At 45.7% G+C, this 16,391-nt stretch carries 15 protein-coding genes; 14 read left to right on the forward strand and 1 reads right to left on the reverse strand.

Annotated features, from left to right (window positions below):
• The first annotated feature begins 141 nt into the window (after window positions 1-141).
• The 14 genes from L3D05_RS26145 (at window position 142) to L3D05_RS26210 (ending at window position 16,100) form a co-directional block, all read left to right on the forward strand.
• Window positions 142-528: a hypothetical protein gene (locus tag L3D05_RS26145; RefSeq protein ID WP_239619310.1), complete on the forward strand. Its 387-nt coding sequence runs from the start codon at window positions 142-144 to the stop codon at window positions 526-528.
• A 20-nt stretch (window positions 529-548) separates the two neighbouring features.
• Window positions 549-1,178: a DUF1796 family putative cysteine peptidase gene (locus L3D05_RS26150; protein WP_239619311.1), complete on the forward strand. Its 630-nt coding sequence runs from the start codon at window positions 549-551 to the stop codon at window positions 1,176-1,178.
• Window positions 1,179-1,247: 69 nt separating this feature from the next.
• A complete protein-coding gene (locus tag L3D05_RS26845) occupies window positions 1,248-3,698 on the forward strand; it encodes a glycosyltransferase (protein ID WP_239619312.1) in 2,451 nt (816 codons plus the stop codon).
• 5 nt (window positions 3,699-3,703) lie between these two features.
• Window positions 3,704-5,236 (forward strand): glycosyltransferase, encoded by a 1,533-nt coding sequence (locus L3D05_RS26160; RefSeq protein WP_239619313.1) that lies wholly within the window; start codon window positions 3,704-3,706, stop codon window positions 5,234-5,236.
• 38 nt (window positions 5,237-5,274) lie between these two features.
• A complete protein-coding gene (locus tag L3D05_RS26165) occupies window positions 5,275-6,057 on the forward strand; it encodes an ABC transporter permease (protein WP_239619314.1) in 783 nt (260 codons plus the stop codon).
• A gap of 22 nt (window positions 6,058-6,079) precedes the next feature.
• A complete protein-coding gene (locus tag L3D05_RS26170) occupies window positions 6,080-6,817 on the forward strand; it encodes an ABC transporter ATP-binding protein (RefSeq protein WP_239619315.1) in 738 nt (245 codons plus the stop codon).
• Between the two features lie 34 nt (window positions 6,818-6,851).
• The gene (locus tag L3D05_RS26175) at window positions 6,852-7,889 is read left to right on the forward strand and encodes a hypothetical protein (protein WP_239619316.1); all 1,038 of its coding nucleotides are present in this window, start codon (window positions 6,852-6,854) and stop codon (window positions 7,887-7,889) included.
• Window positions 7,886-10,099, forward strand: coding sequence for an O-antigen ligase family protein (locus tag L3D05_RS26180; protein ID WP_239619317.1), 2,214 nt, complete (start codon window positions 7,886-7,888; stop codon window positions 10,097-10,099). Before L3D05_RS26175 ends, L3D05_RS26180 begins: the two co-directional genes overlap by 4 nt.
• Window positions 10,096-10,716, forward strand: a complete 621-nt coding sequence (locus L3D05_RS26185) for a sugar transferase (RefSeq protein ID WP_239619318.1) — start codon at window positions 10,096-10,098, stop codon at window positions 10,714-10,716. Before L3D05_RS26180 ends, L3D05_RS26185 begins: the two co-directional genes overlap by 4 nt.
• A complete protein-coding gene (locus L3D05_RS26190) occupies window positions 10,713-11,900 on the forward strand; it encodes a glycosyltransferase family 4 protein (protein ID WP_239619319.1) in 1,188 nt (395 codons plus the stop codon). The genes L3D05_RS26185 and L3D05_RS26190 overlap by 4 nt, the downstream gene beginning before the upstream one ends.
• 13 nt (window positions 11,901-11,913) lie before the next feature.
• The gene (locus L3D05_RS26195) at window positions 11,914-12,951 is read left to right on the forward strand and encodes a polysaccharide biosynthesis protein (RefSeq protein WP_239619320.1); all 1,038 of its coding nucleotides are present in this window, start codon (window positions 11,914-11,916) and stop codon (window positions 12,949-12,951) included.
• A gap of 17 nt (window positions 12,952-12,968) precedes the next feature.
• Window positions 12,969-13,871 (forward strand): sugar nucleotide-binding protein, encoded by a 903-nt coding sequence (locus L3D05_RS26200; RefSeq protein ID WP_239619321.1) that lies wholly within the window; start codon window positions 12,969-12,971, stop codon window positions 13,869-13,871.
• The gene (gene wecB, locus L3D05_RS26205) at window positions 13,810-14,937 is read left to right on the forward strand and encodes a non-hydrolyzing UDP-N-acetylglucosamine 2-epimerase (protein ID WP_239619322.1); all 1,128 of its coding nucleotides are present in this window, start codon (window positions 13,810-13,812) and stop codon (window positions 14,935-14,937) included. The genes L3D05_RS26200 and wecB overlap by 62 nt, the downstream gene beginning before the upstream one ends.
• Complete coding sequence (locus L3D05_RS26210) at window positions 14,934-16,100, forward strand: glycosyltransferase family 4 protein (protein ID WP_239619323.1); 1,167 nt, start codon at window positions 14,934-14,936, stop codon at window positions 16,098-16,100. Before wecB ends, L3D05_RS26210 begins: the two co-directional genes overlap by 4 nt.
• A 91-nt stretch (window positions 16,101-16,191) precedes the next feature.
• Here L3D05_RS26210 and L3D05_RS26575 read toward each other — a convergent pair whose 3' ends face one another.
• Window positions 16,192-16,323 carry a hypothetical protein gene (locus tag L3D05_RS26575; protein WP_255807939.1) on the reverse strand — a complete coding sequence of 44 codons (132 nt, stop codon included), beginning with the start codon at window positions 16,321-16,323 and terminating at the stop codon, window positions 16,192-16,194.
• Window positions 16,324-16,391: the final 68 nt, after the last annotated feature.

The following is a 16,391-nucleotide window of genomic DNA, read 5'->3' on the forward strand; positions in this document are numbered from 1 at the left end:
TTTCTTTGTTTGCAAAGATGATAAGATCTTTAGTCATATTTATTTGTTTTAGTTTGATTATTGGATATGTCTCTGTAAAAGACGCTTATTTTAGCAATTCCGTCATCTTTGGCATTCTAAAATCGGGAGAATAGATTAAATATGGTGAAATATTCAGTTTCTTCGGGGGCACAGCATGGAACTTTCGAGCCTTTTGAAATCGGAGACGAGGAGGTCGTGCTTACGGGCCTATGGCTAGATAAACTAGATCCCTCCTATCGAATCGTGCTTGAAATAGAAATCGGATGGGATAAACCGATTACCTCTGATCTGGGCGAATTGGAAATCATGATTCGAAAAAAAGACTTGAACGGCGAAATTGTCGAATGGACTCAAGAAAATTGCTTTAATAGCGCTTTAACCAAGATAGATGTAAGTACGCGGGAAGAGTCGTCTTTTCAGAACTTTGTTTTGACGGTCAAATCGCTCGGTACGAGGGCCAGAATCATTGGTCCTTATCTCCTTAAAGGAACCGTTTTATCTAAATAACGATAGGAAGTGCAGGTTCATTGAGAATCGCCGACATTAAAGGAAAATACGACGACATTTTTAGCTTAGGGCAACTGTGCTATATTTCCATTCAGCTGGAGAAAAACGGACTTAGACCCTATTCGGGCGTTCTGGACTGGGTAGGCTCTCCTAATCTAAGCAGCGTTAATAGATTATTGCGGAACCGGTTCGAGGGCTTCATGGATCGCCATCAGATGGAGTGTATTGGAACTGCGGGAGATAAACTTTATCTCGTGCAGGACAAATTGTACGACATTTACTCCAATCATGACTTTTTTATCGCGCAGAACGATCCTAAGCTGTTGGAGGCATATCCGAGCGTCAAGACCAAATACGATCGCCGGGTAGCTCGTTTTTTAGAGAAAGCCGACACGGCCGAAAGACTGCTCTTTGTCCGAAGCGGCGGAACGTACGAGGAAGCGAAGGAATTGCAAGAGATTCTGGACGATCTCGTGCGCAATGATTATGTATTGCTGTTTCTCGCCCCTGACCAAGCGGACGAAATCGAGGAAAACGACTGGCCGTTGGAACGCGTTTGTTCGGTGAACGTTCCGCACGTCGATAAATTATGGAACGATAGCGATCATATTTGGAAAGAGTTATTTGCAGGAATCGAGTTGCGAAAATAACGAGGCTAGGTTTGAGAATCCGGATTATGTGTTTTGTGAGCATTCTTACATATAGAGGTGTATGAATTCGTGTCGGCTGAACCTAAAGTATCCATTATCATTCCCGTCTATAACGGGGCGAACTATTTGCATGAGGCCATAAACTGCGCTTTGGCACAAACGTATTTAAACGTTGAAGTCGTCGTCGTTAACGACGGCTCGAACGACGATGGCGAGACGGAACGAATAGCTCTCTCATACGGCGACAGAATCCGTTACTTTTCCAAAGAGAACGGAGGAGTGGCTACGGCATTGAATTTGGGTCTTGGGAAGATGACCGGAGACTACTTTTCTTGGTTAAGCCATGACGACATGTACACGCCCGATAAAATCGAAAAGCAAATAGTGGCTTTACGTCAATTCGGCGAACAAGCGGTTGTATTCAGCGATTATTGCCATATCTCTCCCGCAGGAAAATTGCTTCATACTTATCGCGTTTCCCCCCAGGGGACTTCCAATACCCGTTCTTTGTTAGCCATTTCGCATGAAGTCGGATTCCATGGCTGCGCCTTTTTAATTCCGCGGCAATATTTCGAGAGGTTCGGATTGTTCGATCCGGCGCTTCGATATACCCAGGATGTCGATATGTGGTTCCGCATGGCCGGCAACGTTCCCTTTATCCACGTTAAAGAAGTGCTTGTACGTTCCCGTCAACACGAAGAACAAGATAGCCAGAAGCATCATGACGGACTTTGGCTTGAAGCCGATCGCGTCATGAGTCGAATGATCCGGGATTTATCCATGGAGGAAGTCGGACTGTACAGCGGGCAATCGTATAAGTATCTCGAAAGCAGGTATCACTCTTTCAAGAAAATGGGATTCGAGAAGTCGGCATATCGGTTGTTTAAACATTTGTGCTCGTCGGTGAATGATCCCAAAGAGATAGAGCTGGTCTCGACTTTGATTCAGGCGGATGTCGGGATTAAGGAAATCAATCACTCCCCATGCAACTGGGAACGGAATTTAAATTCATTGTTAAACAAGAAGAAAAGCAAACCGAGAATAGTCGTTTATAGCGGGGTATGGATTCGAGGGGGCGCCGAAAGAGTACTTTCCACGATAACCGGGGCGTTAAAAGACAAGTACGATTGGTTTATCGTTTCTAATGATCTTCTGAACAAAGAAGGCTTCCCCCTACCAAAAGAAATTACGCACGTGCGATTACGAGTCGGGACGATGGAGAATCTATCCGCGCAGCTGGCGGTCGTATGCTCATTGCTTGACGCGGATTTGTTCTTGGCAAGCCCGAACTACGACATTAATCTTCTTCCCGTATACGAGAAATTAAGAGGACTTGAAATTCGAAGCATCGCATGCAATTTCGGTCATTACTTTCTACCCTTTGCCATTCAAGATCTGTATCCCATCATTGAATGCCGAACGGAAGCTTTCAAGCAAGCGAGCGCCGTCACATGGCTCACTTCATTTAGCGCCAATGTTTATGCCCAACTTAATGATAATGGCGCTTTGCTGCCGACTCCTAACACTTTTCCGAAATCTCCAACAAAGGCACCCAAGAATAAAAAGGTCGTGTTGGCCGTAGGCAGATTCAATGATCCGATCAAGCGATTGGATCGAATTTTGAAGGTTTTTTCCAAAGTGATGACAAGCCATCCCGAGGCCGAATTGCTTCTGGTCGGACCTTACAAATTAAACGTGCGAACCGATAACCGGTCCAAAGAAACGATCGGCGAATTGATTGCGCGCTTGCAGATCCCGAAAGATAAGATGTTATTCGTTGGAGAGCAAGAAAGCGTCGAACCGTATTACATGAAAGCTTCCGTTCTCCTGTTAACTTCGGAGAGCGAAGGGATTCCGATGGTATTGAACGAAGCCGGAACTTTCGGATTGCCCTGCGTCATTAGCGATATTTCCGGATTGGAAGACATGATTACGGACGGCGAAAGCGGCTATATCGTTCCTCAGGAAGACTTGGATCTTATGGCTCGTAAAGTATCGGAATTATTATCCGACTTCGATTTGCGCGATCGAATGGGTAACCGAGCGTACGAACTGGTCGACCGATTCAGCCGGCAACGGATTTGCGAGAGATGGGATAGGCTCATTGACACCGTTCTGTCCGTACAAGACCAGGACGTGCTGAATTCATTATTGAGAGATAGATTCATGGTGCCTCTCGCAGATAACGAAGGTTTCTCCAGAACCGTCATTCGCGAGTACGAAAGAAACCTCTCCTTATTAATAGAAAACAAAGGGTCGTACAACGCGCCTCAGCAGGGGCTCGAGACGGAGTCGGAAAATCACTCGGAAATCGCAAAGCAGATCGAGGAGAATTTCCGGGCAAGCATTCAAGCGGAGGCTTATCAACAAGCGGCGCAGGAATTTTCCAATACGATTTCCTGGAAAGTGACAAGACCGCTTCGTTGGTGCAAGCGATTCTATGTATCTGCCAAAAATGACGGTATTCTTGTCGCCACGCGCAAAGCGGGGCAAAAAATCAAGACCAAGGTGAGAGGGTAACTTGAATGAATAACCTGATCGCCGCATGCCGACTCGCAAAGACGGTCGATGAGATTCATGAAGCGGCACGAATGTTGGATGAAACGATTTTTCGGACCTCGAGACTCAACGATATATCGGAATTGTTGATCAATGTAATCCAGCCGATATTAAACGAAGATAGATCTGAGCCGGTATTGTTATTTCACGCATACGGTTGGCAATTCGGCGGTGCGGAGAGGCTTATTTCAGGGTTAACCAATTACCTGACGCACCAAAAATACCGGATTATATTAACCGTTTTTGAGCCGATTCGAGATGTCGGTTATCAATTGGACCCTTCAATAGTTTTTATTCCTATACTTGATTTCGATCGTAGAATAGAGAGACTAATTAAGCTGGTTGGTCTGTTGTCGCCCGATTTGTTTATCGGTCACAATAACAGCATACCCGAGTTAGCCGCCGTATACCCCGTATTAAGGAAATCGGGCATCCGAACGATTGCCTATACGTTGGAATATTATTTTTTCCCGCATAGAATTCCGGAATTGGCTCCTACGGTAATTGCCAGAAACGAGGCGCTGGCTCAGGCGAACGCGTCGTGTTTTCTTACTCGATTCAGTGCCAACGCTTACGGAATGGCTTATCCTAACGCCGCGGTTATGCAAGGGCTCACCTCGTTCTCCGTTCCGGACTATGATTCCGAGAAACGAAACGGTAAAACGGTAATCGCCGTTGGAAGGTTCTCAGATCCGATAAAGCGGCTGGATCGCGTGTTAGCCGCATTTGGTCATCTGCTCGAACGTCACCCCGATGCACGGTTATTGATTGTAGGGCCTTATGATTCGGAAGCTAGAATTCCCCGGAATGCCATAGAAACGATAGGCGAGTTGCTTAGAAAAACGGGAGTATCCGACTCTCAAGTCCGATTCGTCGGGGAACAAGAGAGAACGCAAGATTTCTATAGCCAAGGCGACGTCTTCGTACTAACTTCGGATAGCGAAGGGTTTCCGTTAGTTCTCAACGAAGCCGGAAGTTATGGACTGCCTGCCGTTATCGTGGATATTCCCGGCTTAGAGGATATCATCGCGGATGGAGAGAACGGCTATATCGTTCCGCAGGACGATATGCGGGCAATGGCGGAAAAGATATCGACCTTATTCGATGATGTGGAATTATTAAAGAGAATGTCCAGGAATGCGCGGGAAATGGTTGGGAGATATTCCATAGATCAAGTCGGTCCTCGCTGGGAAGATCTGATCCGGGTTGTGTTATCCCATTCGGATCAGGATGAGATCAATCGCATCTTAGCCGAACGTTTTATGGGCGAGATCGATAATAAGAAGGCGTTCCACAGAACGATCGTCAAGGAATACGAACGGTCGGCGGCCTTGATTGCCGCAGTGCCTAAAGTTCGTACGGCACGAACGCAATTGGATGAAATCGAGACGATTGCTGTTAAATTCTTAAACCACGTTAGGGACTACGGGCTCCGCGCCACGATAAGCAAGGCAACATTTAAACTGAGGGGGCTTTGGCAGAGACGTTTCAGGAGATAGGCTTAACATTGAAATGACCATCGAGGAGAGGTTTGTTCGTGCGAAAGCTCTACAGCAGGCTTTCTGTTGTTTGGAAATATAACAATTTGCTCAAGGAACTAGTTATTCGAGATATAAAAGTAAGATATCGGAAATCGGTGCTGGGACTGCTCTGGACGTTGCTTTATCCTTTGTTGACCATGATTATAACGACGATCGTATTTTCTTCGCTATTTAACACATTGCCTAACTATGCGGTCTATTTTCTGTCCGGAAGCATTATATTCTCGTTTCACACCGAGGCTACTACGTCGGCGGCTATGTCTATTGTGGGCAACGCCGGATTGTTGAAAAAAATATATATACCTAAATATTTGTTTCCTCTCTCCCGAGTGTTGTCTTCGCTAGTCAATTTAGGATTCGCTTTCGTAGCATTGCTGCTGGTGATGTTGGCAACGGGAGCGCCCTTCAAACCGACTTTGTTATTGAGTTTCATCCCGATCTTCTATCTGATTATATTTACGACCGGGCTTTCATTGAGCTTATCCGCATTGACGGTTTATTTCCGCGACGTTAATAGTTTGTATGGTGTACTAGCGCTTTTATGGACGTATATGACTCCCATATTTTATCCGATCTCCATTATTCAGGATAAGTATTCCTGGATCTACGAATGGAATCCCATGTATTACTACATAGATTACCTAAGATCTTTGATTCTCGAAGGGGTTATGCCCGGAATGGTTCCTAACCTCATCTGTTTACTATGCGGGATCGCTTCGCTGGGCATTGGCTGGTTCATTTTCAATCGGACGCAAAACCGGTTTGTTTTATACATGTAAGACTTGGAACGGAGGGGTGAACATGCCCGATACGCTTGTAGAGGTCGACGATGTTTCGATGCTATATAACATCAGTCGAGAGAAAGCCGATAACCTGAAGGAATATTTGATACGCGCCCTTAAAGGGGGACTGGCGATCGATGAGTTTTGGGCTCTTCGAAATGTCTCTCTGCGGATGATGAGAGGGGAATCGTTAGGAATTATCGGATTGAACGGCAGCGGTAAGAGCACATTGCTTAAACTGATCGCGGGAGTGTTACAACCTGCCAAGGGAAGGATACAAGTAAGGGGTTCCATAGCTCCGTTAATCGAACTAGGCGCCGGATTCGATTATGATCTCACCGCGCGCGAAAATATTTACTTAAACGGCGCAATCCTCGGACATAGCCGAGCGAAGATGAACGAGAATTTCGATGAAATCATATCGTTTGCCGAACTGGAGGATTTCATCGACATTCCGATAAAAAATTTCTCCTCCGGAATGGTTGCTCGCCTTGGCTTTGCGATCGCTACGATCAGCAGACCCGATATTCTGATCGCGGATGAAATCTTGAGCGTCGGCGATATGAAATTTCAGAAAAAATGCGAATCCCGAATTGCGGAGATCGTGAACAATGGCGCCAGCGTCATTTACGTATCGCATTCCGTGGAATCCGTTAGAAAGCTTTGTACGAAAGCGGCATGGTTGCATAAAGGGGAACTGGTTCGTTTCGGCGATGCGGATTCGGTGTGCGACGCTTACCTAGAAGGCTTGGATTAATTGTTTATTTGCGTTCAGAAGGAGAACATCGGTGATGAATTCTGGAATTTTCAATCAGGTTTTATCCGAAGTCGATAACATCCGTAGATCTTCGAAAATAAAAGTCGCTTCCGTCGGTTCGACCTCACGTTTGCTGGCAGAGTTTTTGGTCCTGCCAAGGAGATCTTATGAGCATTTCGAGTGTATCAACTTTCTAGTCTCTAAGCCGGACGATGCGGTATTTTGTTTTGAACGTTTGGATGGGGTAGTCGATATCGTGCTTGTGGACGTAGAAGCGAAACAAAGCATGGATCTGATGGGAATCGCCGCTCAACATATTCGGCATTCTTCCATCGTAGCTTATAAACCTAACGATGCTAGCGTAGAAGCCGCCGATTTGCTAGTCAGGCAACATTTCCAAGATCAATTAAGCGGCAAATCGATATTGATCTTGGGTGCTGGGAATATCTCGGCGAAGCTAGCTCTGCGACTGTGCGAAAGGAATGCCAGTATTAAAATGCTTTCCAGAGATTATAGCAAAGCGAGGACGGTTGCCGATGGATTGAATGCCATTCTGCCCAAATATTCTCGATCTTCTATTGAGGGGATTGAAAGTTTGCCGAATGATTCTGTATTTGACGGGTTGGTTTCCTTCGTTGCCGCTGACGGTGTAGCTCAAGAGGAAATGGCTTATCTCGTGAAGAGAGGCGGGATCGCGATTGACGGGGGCATTAATAATTTTTCTCCGGGATTTCTGAAGGCAAGCGGGGAGAACGGCGTCATTTGCAATCGCATGGATGTCAGACTAGGTTTTGTGTACTCGTTGCTGTCGTCCAGTCCGGACGTATCGAATTTCTACATGAATGTAAGGGGCGAGCGCTTTAACGATACCATTCGCTTAATAGCCGGTGGCATCATAGGCAACCGGGGGGATATTATCGTTGACCGCATTCAACAACCAACTCAAATTGTCGGAATGGCCAACGGGGTAGGGGGAGTTCTTTCGAGTAGGGACTATTCGCCCAAGGACAAGATCAGACTGGAACGAGCCAGGGACATATTGATCATCGGCACCGAGGGAGGGGCGGGATGAAAGGCGGCCTTAATCGGAAAACGACTGGCTGGATCTTCGCGGCAACGTCTGTTTTCGTCGTTATTTTTTTGTTCCTCGCGCCATTTCATCAGGGTTTGTTCGTTGGGTACGAAGTCACTTTCGAAAGACCCTTGTATGTCGCTCTTGTTTGTAGCTTGGTATGTCTAACTTTCATTTGCTTCTATCTTTATCGAGATTGGAAGATAGCTTCTCACGGGGACATTCTTGTTGCTCTGATATGGATCATACCGATATCCTATTTCATTGCGACGTTAGAGGCGATAACGAGCCAATGGGCTTTCATCGAAGCTTTCGTCAGATTGGGTTGGGGCGTATTTTTTGTTCTTGGCTATTATATAACCCGGCATTCCGCTAGTTATAAGATATTACTGTTCGCTTTAATCGGTTCAGGATATGTGATCGTTATGTTTGGTTTACTGAACTGGTTCGGCAACGCTCATTATATAGATGCGGTTTTAGCAGATCGATTATCTAGCGTCTTTCAGTACCCGAACGCTTATGCGGCCTACTTAATCGCGATAGCGATATGCGCCTTGATCATGGTTCAATCCTCTCGAAAGAAAAGATATCTTGTTTTTCATGCTTTTATGCTGGTACCTGTGCTCTTGTCCTTACTGCTTACCCTTTCCAGAGGGGCGCTGCTTGTTCTATTTGTCGTTCTGATTTTCTATTTGGCTTTGCTCCCTTGGAAACGACAACTCATAAGCGTGATGGAACTAGGGATTGTCGGGATAGCTGCATTTGCCGTATATGGTTTTGCAGTCAAGACAAGGGGACAATTGCTAGAAAATTACTCGCCAGGGGTATCTTTACGCGGATGGCTGCTCGTGCTGGGAATAGCTGCGATTGCAAGCTTGATTGTTCTTGGCGTAAGGCTGCGGTTCGGCAGGTTAGATAATAATAAAGCAGACAAGCTATGGAGCCCTAGACGTTTGGCGTTACCGGTCGTTCTTGTCTCGTTAGGTCTGGCGTTATATGTTCTGATCATGTCCAACTTTCCATTCAGCAAGATCCTGCCTGCCGGAATTGCCGCTAGGCTGGAGGGGGTCAATCTTCAATCTACTAGCGTTTTCTTAAGAAATACATTGTACGAAGACGCAATAAGGGCAGGAGCGGATTATCCGGTATTCGGTGCCGGAGGCGGCGCCTGGTCGGTATTGTCTGAGTCATATAAAAGTTATCCTTATTCTAGTTCCAAGGTTCACAATTTTTATATAGAAACTTATTTAGAATCTGGATTGTTCGGCGGGATCGTTCTTATTGCTATCCTATGCTACGTGTTCGTCTTATTGATCGGTCAAATAAAGAAGAAGATCAGAGAAACCAATGATGATAATCGGTGGTTGATATTTCCCGTTTTTTCTATCGTTATTCTAGGTCACAGCTTCGTCGATTTTGACATGAGCTTCTTTTATCTGTCTTCCCTTGTTTTTTTAACTTTGGGAGCTACGGCGGCCATCTCGAATAGACCGACAGCAGTTATCTGGGGCAAAGGAAGAGTAACGAAGGCTTTTGCATCAGGCTTGTTCCTGGTAGCGATATTCATGATTTACAAGTGTATTGTAGCGTTAAGGGCGGATGAATATTATCGATCCTCAATAAACGTGCTCGCCGAGACGGGGAAATACGATGCTGTTCAATCCGCAATAGAGCAAGCGGAGAGCTTGAGGCCCGGACATCCCCAATATCTTGTAACCATGGCTAAGTTGAATCGGCTTATGTATCGCGATACGAAGAACGAAAGCTTTTCGAGGACTGCGGAGTACGCTTTGAACAAGTTGAAAGCCATTGATCCTTATAACATCGAAGCAGTTGAGATCAATTACGATTTGGATATGGATAGGATGAACCTCGATCGTGCTCATGAGGAAGTAAGGAGAGCGGTCGAACTCTTTCCTTGGACGATCGGATTTTACGAGAAAGCGATAGAGCTTGACCTCAGGCTCGGAACCGATTCTACTTTGTCGGACGATAAACGTATCGGTTATTTAAGAGAAGCCAGATGGCTAGCCAATGAGATTATAAGGAGAATTGAAGTTATAGATCGCTTGCCTGAGACCGAGCGCGTAATGAGCCGAGGAGTTTTCGGTTTGAACGACAACCTTCAAGCTCAGCTTCAACTGCTGGATGCGATAGAGGCGATACCAATAGCGGACAACGAGCGGCTGTTCATGGAGAATAAAAGATGAAGAAATATGCGGTATTAAAAAGGGTTATCGACATCGTGATTTCAGTAATTGCTCTTGTCTGTTTCCTGCCTGCGTCACTGATCATCGTTATTTTGATAAAAATGGAGTCTAAGGGACCTGTGTTATTTAAGCAACAACGCATAGGCAAGCACAAACAACCATTTACGATTCTAAAATTCAGAACGATGAAATTAGACTCCCCTTGCGATGTGCCAACTCACTTGCTGCTTCACGAAATTCACAAGCATACAACCAGAATCGGGGCTTTTTTACGGAAGACTAGCCTGGATGAATGGCCGCAATTCATTAATATTCTAAAGGGCGAAATGAGCCTGGTAGGTCCTCGGCCGGCGCTGTGGAATCAATACGATTTGATTCTCGAAAGGGAGCGCTACGGCGTGAATGTTATCGTTCCAGGCTTGACGGGATGGGCTCAAATTAATGGCAGAGACACTCTTTCGATCGATGCCAAAGTTGGTTTTGACGGCGAATATCTTGTAAATAGGAGTACCTTGCTCGATATAAAGATTATTTTCTTTACGATGATGAAAGTGATAAACAGAGAAGGAGTTGGAGAGGGCGCAGGCGCTGATCGGGGAAAGGGGGAGTTCTTGTGAAAGTATTGGTCGTTTGCCAGTATTTTTATCCAGAACAGTTCAGAGTGAACGAAATGTGCTTCGAGATGGCCCGTTCCGGAACAGAAGTAACCGTATTGACAGGCCTTCCCAATTATCCTGGGGGAAACATCCATTCCGAATACAGGCGATTCAAAAGACGAAATGAGAAAATACACGGGGTTACCGTAAAACGAGTGCCGATAATAGGACGGGGTCGTAATCGGATTACGTTATCGCTTAATTATTTGAGTTTTGCAGTTATGGCTTCCATTCAATCTTTTTTCCTAAGCAAAAAGTTCGATCTAATTATCGTATATCAGTTATCGCCGGTAACGATGGCATTGCCCGGAATCATTTTGAAGGGGCTTACGGGCAAGCCCCTCATCCTCTATTGCCACGACCTATGGCCCGCCAGCGTATCGGCAGGAGGAATACGGGGAAGGGGCTTTCTCTACCGGGTTCTGTTGGCCATGAGCAAATGGTTATACCGCAATTCCGACGAGATCATCATTAGCTCTAAACCATTTGCTGATTATTTCCGCAATGTATTGGGCATAGAGCGGGAGCTCGCCTATCTTCCGGTTTTTGCGGAGTCGGTCTTCGAAGAAATGAAAAGGGAAACGGTGGAAAACACGGAAACCCATTTCGTCTTCGCGGGAAACATCGGAGAAATGCAAAGTGTGGAAACCATCTTATATGCGGCTAAAGAGTTACTCGATGAGGATCGAATTCGCATTCATATTGTCGGAAGCGGCACGTCCCGAAAAAAATGCCAGCAATTGGCCGAGGATTTGGGAGTGACTAATGTGACTTTTTATGGACATCTTTTCTTAAACGAACTCCCCTTCTACTATAATATGGCGGATGCTATGATCGTCACGCTTAAAGCGAACCCTATGCTGTCTTACACGCTTCCGAATAAAGTTCAATCTTATATGGCTGCGAGCAAGCCGATAGTGGGAGCTATCGATGGCGAGACTAGAAGAGTCATTGAGGAAGCGGGATGCGGATATTGCACGGCGGCGGAAGACTATAAAGGACTGGCGGCCATTATTCGGCAGTTTGCTTCCGAAAAAGACAAGCATGAACGATTCGGACAAAGCGCCAGGAACTATTATGATCGACACTTTTCAAAAATGTTGTTTATCGAAAGGCTGAATAAATTGGTGCAAAAATTTCGTTAAGGTGGAGACGAAAATGTTTACAGACAGAACGATTCTCATCACCGGAGGAACGGGATCATTCGGACATGCGGTCGTGAGAAGATTACTCCAAACGGAAATTAAAGAAATACGGGTTTTGTCGCGCGATGAAAAGAAGCAGGACGATATGAGGAAACATTTCGGAGATAGAAGGCTAAAATTTTACATAGGCGACGTCAGAGATTCGCACAGTCTGAAAGAAGCTTTCTACGATGCGGATTACGTTTTTCATGCGGCGGCGTTAAAGCAAGTTCCTTCTTGCGAAATTTTCCCGATGGAAGCCGTCAAAACTAACATTATCGGAACGGAAAACGTATTAACCGCAGCTATCGAGAGCGGGGTTAAGAAAGCGATCTGTCTATCCACGGATAAAGCCGCGTATCCCATCAACGCGATGGGAATCTCCAAAGCGATGTCGGAGAAATTGGCGGTAGCCAAGTCAAGGCTTGCCACTTCGAAAAATACGGTTATCGGGTGTACCCGATTCGGCAATGTAATGGCTTCTCGCGGATCGGTTATCCCCTTGTTCGTCGAGCAACTCAATGCCGGGCAGGCTATGACGGTGACGCATCCCGATATGACTCGGTTCATGATGAGCTTGGAAGATGCGGTTGACTTGGTTATGTTTGCTTTTATGCACGCCCAATCCGGCGATATCTTGATCAATAAATCGCCGGCATGCACGGTTGGCGAACTGGCGCTGGCGATAAAAGATCTGCTCAAGGAGAATAACGACATTGTCGTTACAGGAGCGCGGCACGGAGAAAAGTGGCATGAAACGCTGCTCACGAAAGAAGAAGCGATGATCACGGAGGAACTGGATAATTATTATAGAATTCCGGCCGACCATCGGGATCTGAATTACAGCAGCGATTACCTAAGCGGTGATGAGCTTCCTAATCTTGACAGGGAGTACACGTCAAGCAGCACTCAGCAGCTCCAAATGCAGGAAATACAAGATAAATTAATGACATTGGATTGCATACAAGAAGCGCTTAAGCAAAGAGGGAGGTTAGTATCATTAAATACTTAGTTATCGGCGCTGCGGGAATGGCGGGTCACATCGTTACCTTTTACTTAAGGGAACAAGGCCATTCTGTTACGGCGATTACCAGACGGCCTCTTCCGTTTGCTCCGCATACTGTTTGCGATGTGAGAGAGTTGACGAAGTTGAATGAGATTATAAGCGATGGGCAATACGATACAATCGTCAATTGCTCGGGAATTCTAAATCGCGAAGCCGATTCCCGGCCATCCGAAGCAGTGTTCGTTAATAGTTTTCTGCCCTATCACTTATGCGATATGACGAGGGACACGAACACGCAAGTTATTCACGTTAGTACGGATTGCGTCTTTTCAGGCCTTCAGGGGGGATATTCGGAACACTCGTACCGGGACGGAATTTCTTTATACGATCGTTCCAAAGCGCTTGGTGAAATCGATAACCATAAAGATCTTACCTTTCGTACTTCTTTGGTTGGACCGGACATAAACCCCGACGGTATCGGATTATTGAACTGGTATATGAAACAAGAGAAGGAAATGGCCGGATTCGTCAAAGCGATTTGGACAGGAGTTTCGACTTTAACGCTAGCGAAAGCGATAGAAAAAGCGTCTATCGTTAAGTTAAGCGGGATCTATCATCTAGTTAATCAAACGTCTATTAATAAGTTCGGGTTGTTAAAACTGTTTAATAAACATTTCACCGATAACAAAAGGATCATTCATCCAAGCGAAAGTCTCGTTGTGGACAAATCTCTAATTAACAACAGGACGGACTTTGAATTTATCGTATCGTCATACGAAACAATGGTCACCGACATGAAAAATTGGATGGTACAGCACCAAGAGTTGTATCCGCATTACTATAAAAATCGAAAGGAAATGCGCGATGGATCGACTCAAAGTAATGACTATAGTGGGAACAAGACCAGAAGTTATCCGATTAAGTGAAACGATTAAGAAAATGGATCGTTACTTCGATCACGTACTCGTTCATACCGGACAAAATTGGGACTATACGCTGAACCAAGTGTTTTTCGAGGAACTGGGCATCAGGCCTCCCGATTATTGCTTGGAGTGCATTGGAGATCATTTGGGCGAGACGATGGGGAATATGATTTCAAAATCCTATGCTCTCATGTCGGAGATTAAGCCGGAAGCGCTGTTGATCCTAGGGGATACGAATTCGGCGTTATCCGCAATCGCTGCCAAGCGCCTGAAGATTCCCGTATTTCATATGGAAGCGGGCAATAGATGTTTCGATGAGAATCTCCCCGAAGAGATTAACCGAAGAATCGTGGATCATATTTCGGATATTCATATGCCCTATACCGAGAATGCCAGAAGAAATTTGATCGCGGAAGGGTGCAGAAGCGAACATATTTTCGTCACGGGGTCTCCTCTGACCGAAATCTTATTAAATCATCGGGATAATATTGAGAAAAGCAACGTTCTCGAGCGCCTTGGGCTGGAGGCCCGCGGCTATTTTCTCGTATCCGCTCATCGGGAAGAGAACATCGATAACGTGGATAACTTTCTCTCCTTGATGAACGCGCTTAACGAAATCGCCCGTAGGTATCAAATCCCAATTCTTTATTCGACGCACCCCAGAAGCCAAAAAATGATCGAAAAGAGAAATTTTATTTTCGACCCTCTTGTTAGAACAATGAAGCCCCTCGGATTCTTTGATTACAATAGGCTTCAATTAAACGCGTACTGCGTATTGTCAGACAGTGGGACGCTTCCGGAAGAAGCCTCCATTCTCGGCTTCCCGGCAGTATCGATAAGAACTTCTACCGAGCGGCAGGAAACGTTCGATAAGGGCGTCATTCTGATCGGCGGAATCACGACAAATGAAATTCTGCAATCGGTTGAACTATGCAGGCAAATGTGGGATAACCATGAAGCCTATTCCCCAGTAGACGATTATGCGGATGCAAACGTGTCCGGCAAAGTAATCAAGCTCATCCAGAGCTTTACTTCGATCGTTAATAGAACGATCTGGAGGAAATCATGAGCGAGACGGAGGGGGATAATGCCGCTCCAAAGACGGTACTCACGCTTGTTCCGTATTTCGAACCAGGATATAAGGCGGGAGGTCCGATTACGACGATCCGTAATTCCGTCGATCATTTATTCGATAAAGTAAAGTTTAAGATCATAACTTCCGACAGAGACTTAGGCGATAAACATTCTTATCCGCTTCCGCTAAATCGCTGGATCCCGGGAGTCCCCGACAGATATTACTTATCGGGACGAAACGGAATAAAACTCATACGAATCATGCGCGAAACGAATTTCGATGTTGTATACTTAAACAGTTTTTTTTCATTCCAATACTCCGTACTGCCCGTTATCTGGAATAAATGCTTTAAAGTGCACCTAAAGAGAACCGTATTGGCTCCGAGAGGAGAGTTTTCCGAGGGCGCATTATCTATAAAGCCCTTAAAGAAAAAGATATTCATAGCGTTAGCGAAATGGTTTGGCATTTACTCGGATGTGATCTGGCAAGCTTCAAGCGTTCAAGAAGAAGCAGAGATCGTCAAGGTGTTTGGACCCAAAGCTCTGGTGATCGTAGCTCCGGATTTCCCATCTTCATCCAAGCCCGGAGAGGAACCCGTGTTCAGGAAGATGCCCAAACAACGCGGTTCTTTAAGACTCGTATTTTTATCTCGTATATGCAAAATGAAAAATTTGAAATTCGCTATCTCTATTCTTCGAAATGTTAAAGGAGAGGTGCAATTCGACATATTCGGGCCAATCGAGGATGAACACTACTGGGAAGAATGTCTTACCTTGATCCGGGAGCTTACCGATAACATTAAGGTTAATTATCTAGGAGCGGTAACGCCAGCTAAAGTCAAAACTATTTTAGGGAGTTATGATTTATTTATTCTTCCTACGCTCGGGGAAGGATTCGGTCACGCGATATTCGAAGCTTTGCAGACGGGGTGTCCCGTTGTAATCTCGGATCGTACTCCTTGGGGAGAGGTAGCTCGTTCGGGAGGGGGGATGGTGATCTCTTTAGATAAGCCGGAAGATTTCGCCCTAAGCCTCCAACGATATGTAAACATGGATTTCGAGGAACATGCACAGGCTTCGTTATGCGCTCTTGAATTTAGTTCGAATTATCTAAATAATATCGAATTGTTAAATTCGCATCTGTCATTATTTGAGTGAACAATGATCCGATTTCGCTTAACCAGGGAACTCTTGCGATGCGCGAACGTCGCTCGTGCTCGACGTGGCGTTCCCGGGCAGCAATGCGGAATCAGCTCATAATTCCCGCTCCACTGGCGACTAGCATGAACAGAATTAGCACCGCGTAAAAAAACTGATTCGCCAGATGCACTTTGACGAGTTGTCCATCCGTCTCGATCCACCCGTTCTCCAGTTGCGTCATTTGGGGCTCTTCCCCGTTAGTGAGCGAGAGGGAGGGTTTCCTATCCTCCTACAGTCATAGCGGGACAG

Origin of the sequence: Cohnella mopanensis, assembly GCF_022352055.1 — a bacterium.
Taxonomy (GTDB): Bacteria; Bacillota; Bacilli; order Paenibacillales; family Paenibacillaceae; genus Cohnella; species Cohnella mopanensis.

Excerpts from the sequence above, each read along its gene's own strand:
- wecB (WP_239619322.1), top strand. The coding sequence starts at position 13,810 with ATGGATCGACTCAAAGTAATGACTATAGTGGGAACAAGACCAGAAGTT.
- L3D05_RS26145 (WP_239619310.1), top strand. The coding sequence starts at position 142 with ATGGTGAAATATTCAGTTTCTTCGGGGGCACAGCATGGAACTTTCGAG.
- L3D05_RS26170 (WP_239619315.1), top strand. The coding sequence starts at position 6,080 with ATGCCCGATACGCTTGTAGAGGTCGACGATGTTTCGATGCTATATAAC.
- L3D05_RS26575 (WP_255807939.1), bottom strand. The coding sequence starts at position 16,323 with ATGACGCAACTGGAGAACGGGTGGATCGAGACGGATGGACAACTCGTC.
- L3D05_RS26185 (WP_239619318.1), top strand. The coding sequence starts at position 10,096 with ATGAAGAAATATGCGGTATTAAAAAGGGTTATCGACATCGTGATTTCA.
- L3D05_RS26160 (WP_239619313.1), top strand. The coding sequence starts at position 3,704 with ATGAATAACCTGATCGCCGCATGCCGACTCGCAAAGACGGTCGATGAG.
- L3D05_RS26195 (WP_239619320.1), top strand. The coding sequence starts at position 11,914 with ATGTTTACAGACAGAACGATTCTCATCACCGGAGGAACGGGATCATTC.
- L3D05_RS26175 (WP_239619316.1), top strand. The coding sequence starts at position 6,852 with ATGAATTCTGGAATTTTCAATCAGGTTTTATCCGAAGTCGATAACATC.
- L3D05_RS26210 (WP_239619323.1), top strand. The coding sequence starts at position 14,934 with ATGAGCGAGACGGAGGGGGATAATGCCGCTCCAAAGACGGTACTCACG.
- L3D05_RS26180 (WP_239619317.1), top strand. The coding sequence starts at position 7,886 with ATGAAAGGCGGCCTTAATCGGAAAACGACTGGCTGGATCTTCGCGGCA.
- L3D05_RS26200 (WP_239619321.1), top strand. The coding sequence starts at position 12,969 with ATGGCGGGTCACATCGTTACCTTTTACTTAAGGGAACAAGGCCATTCT.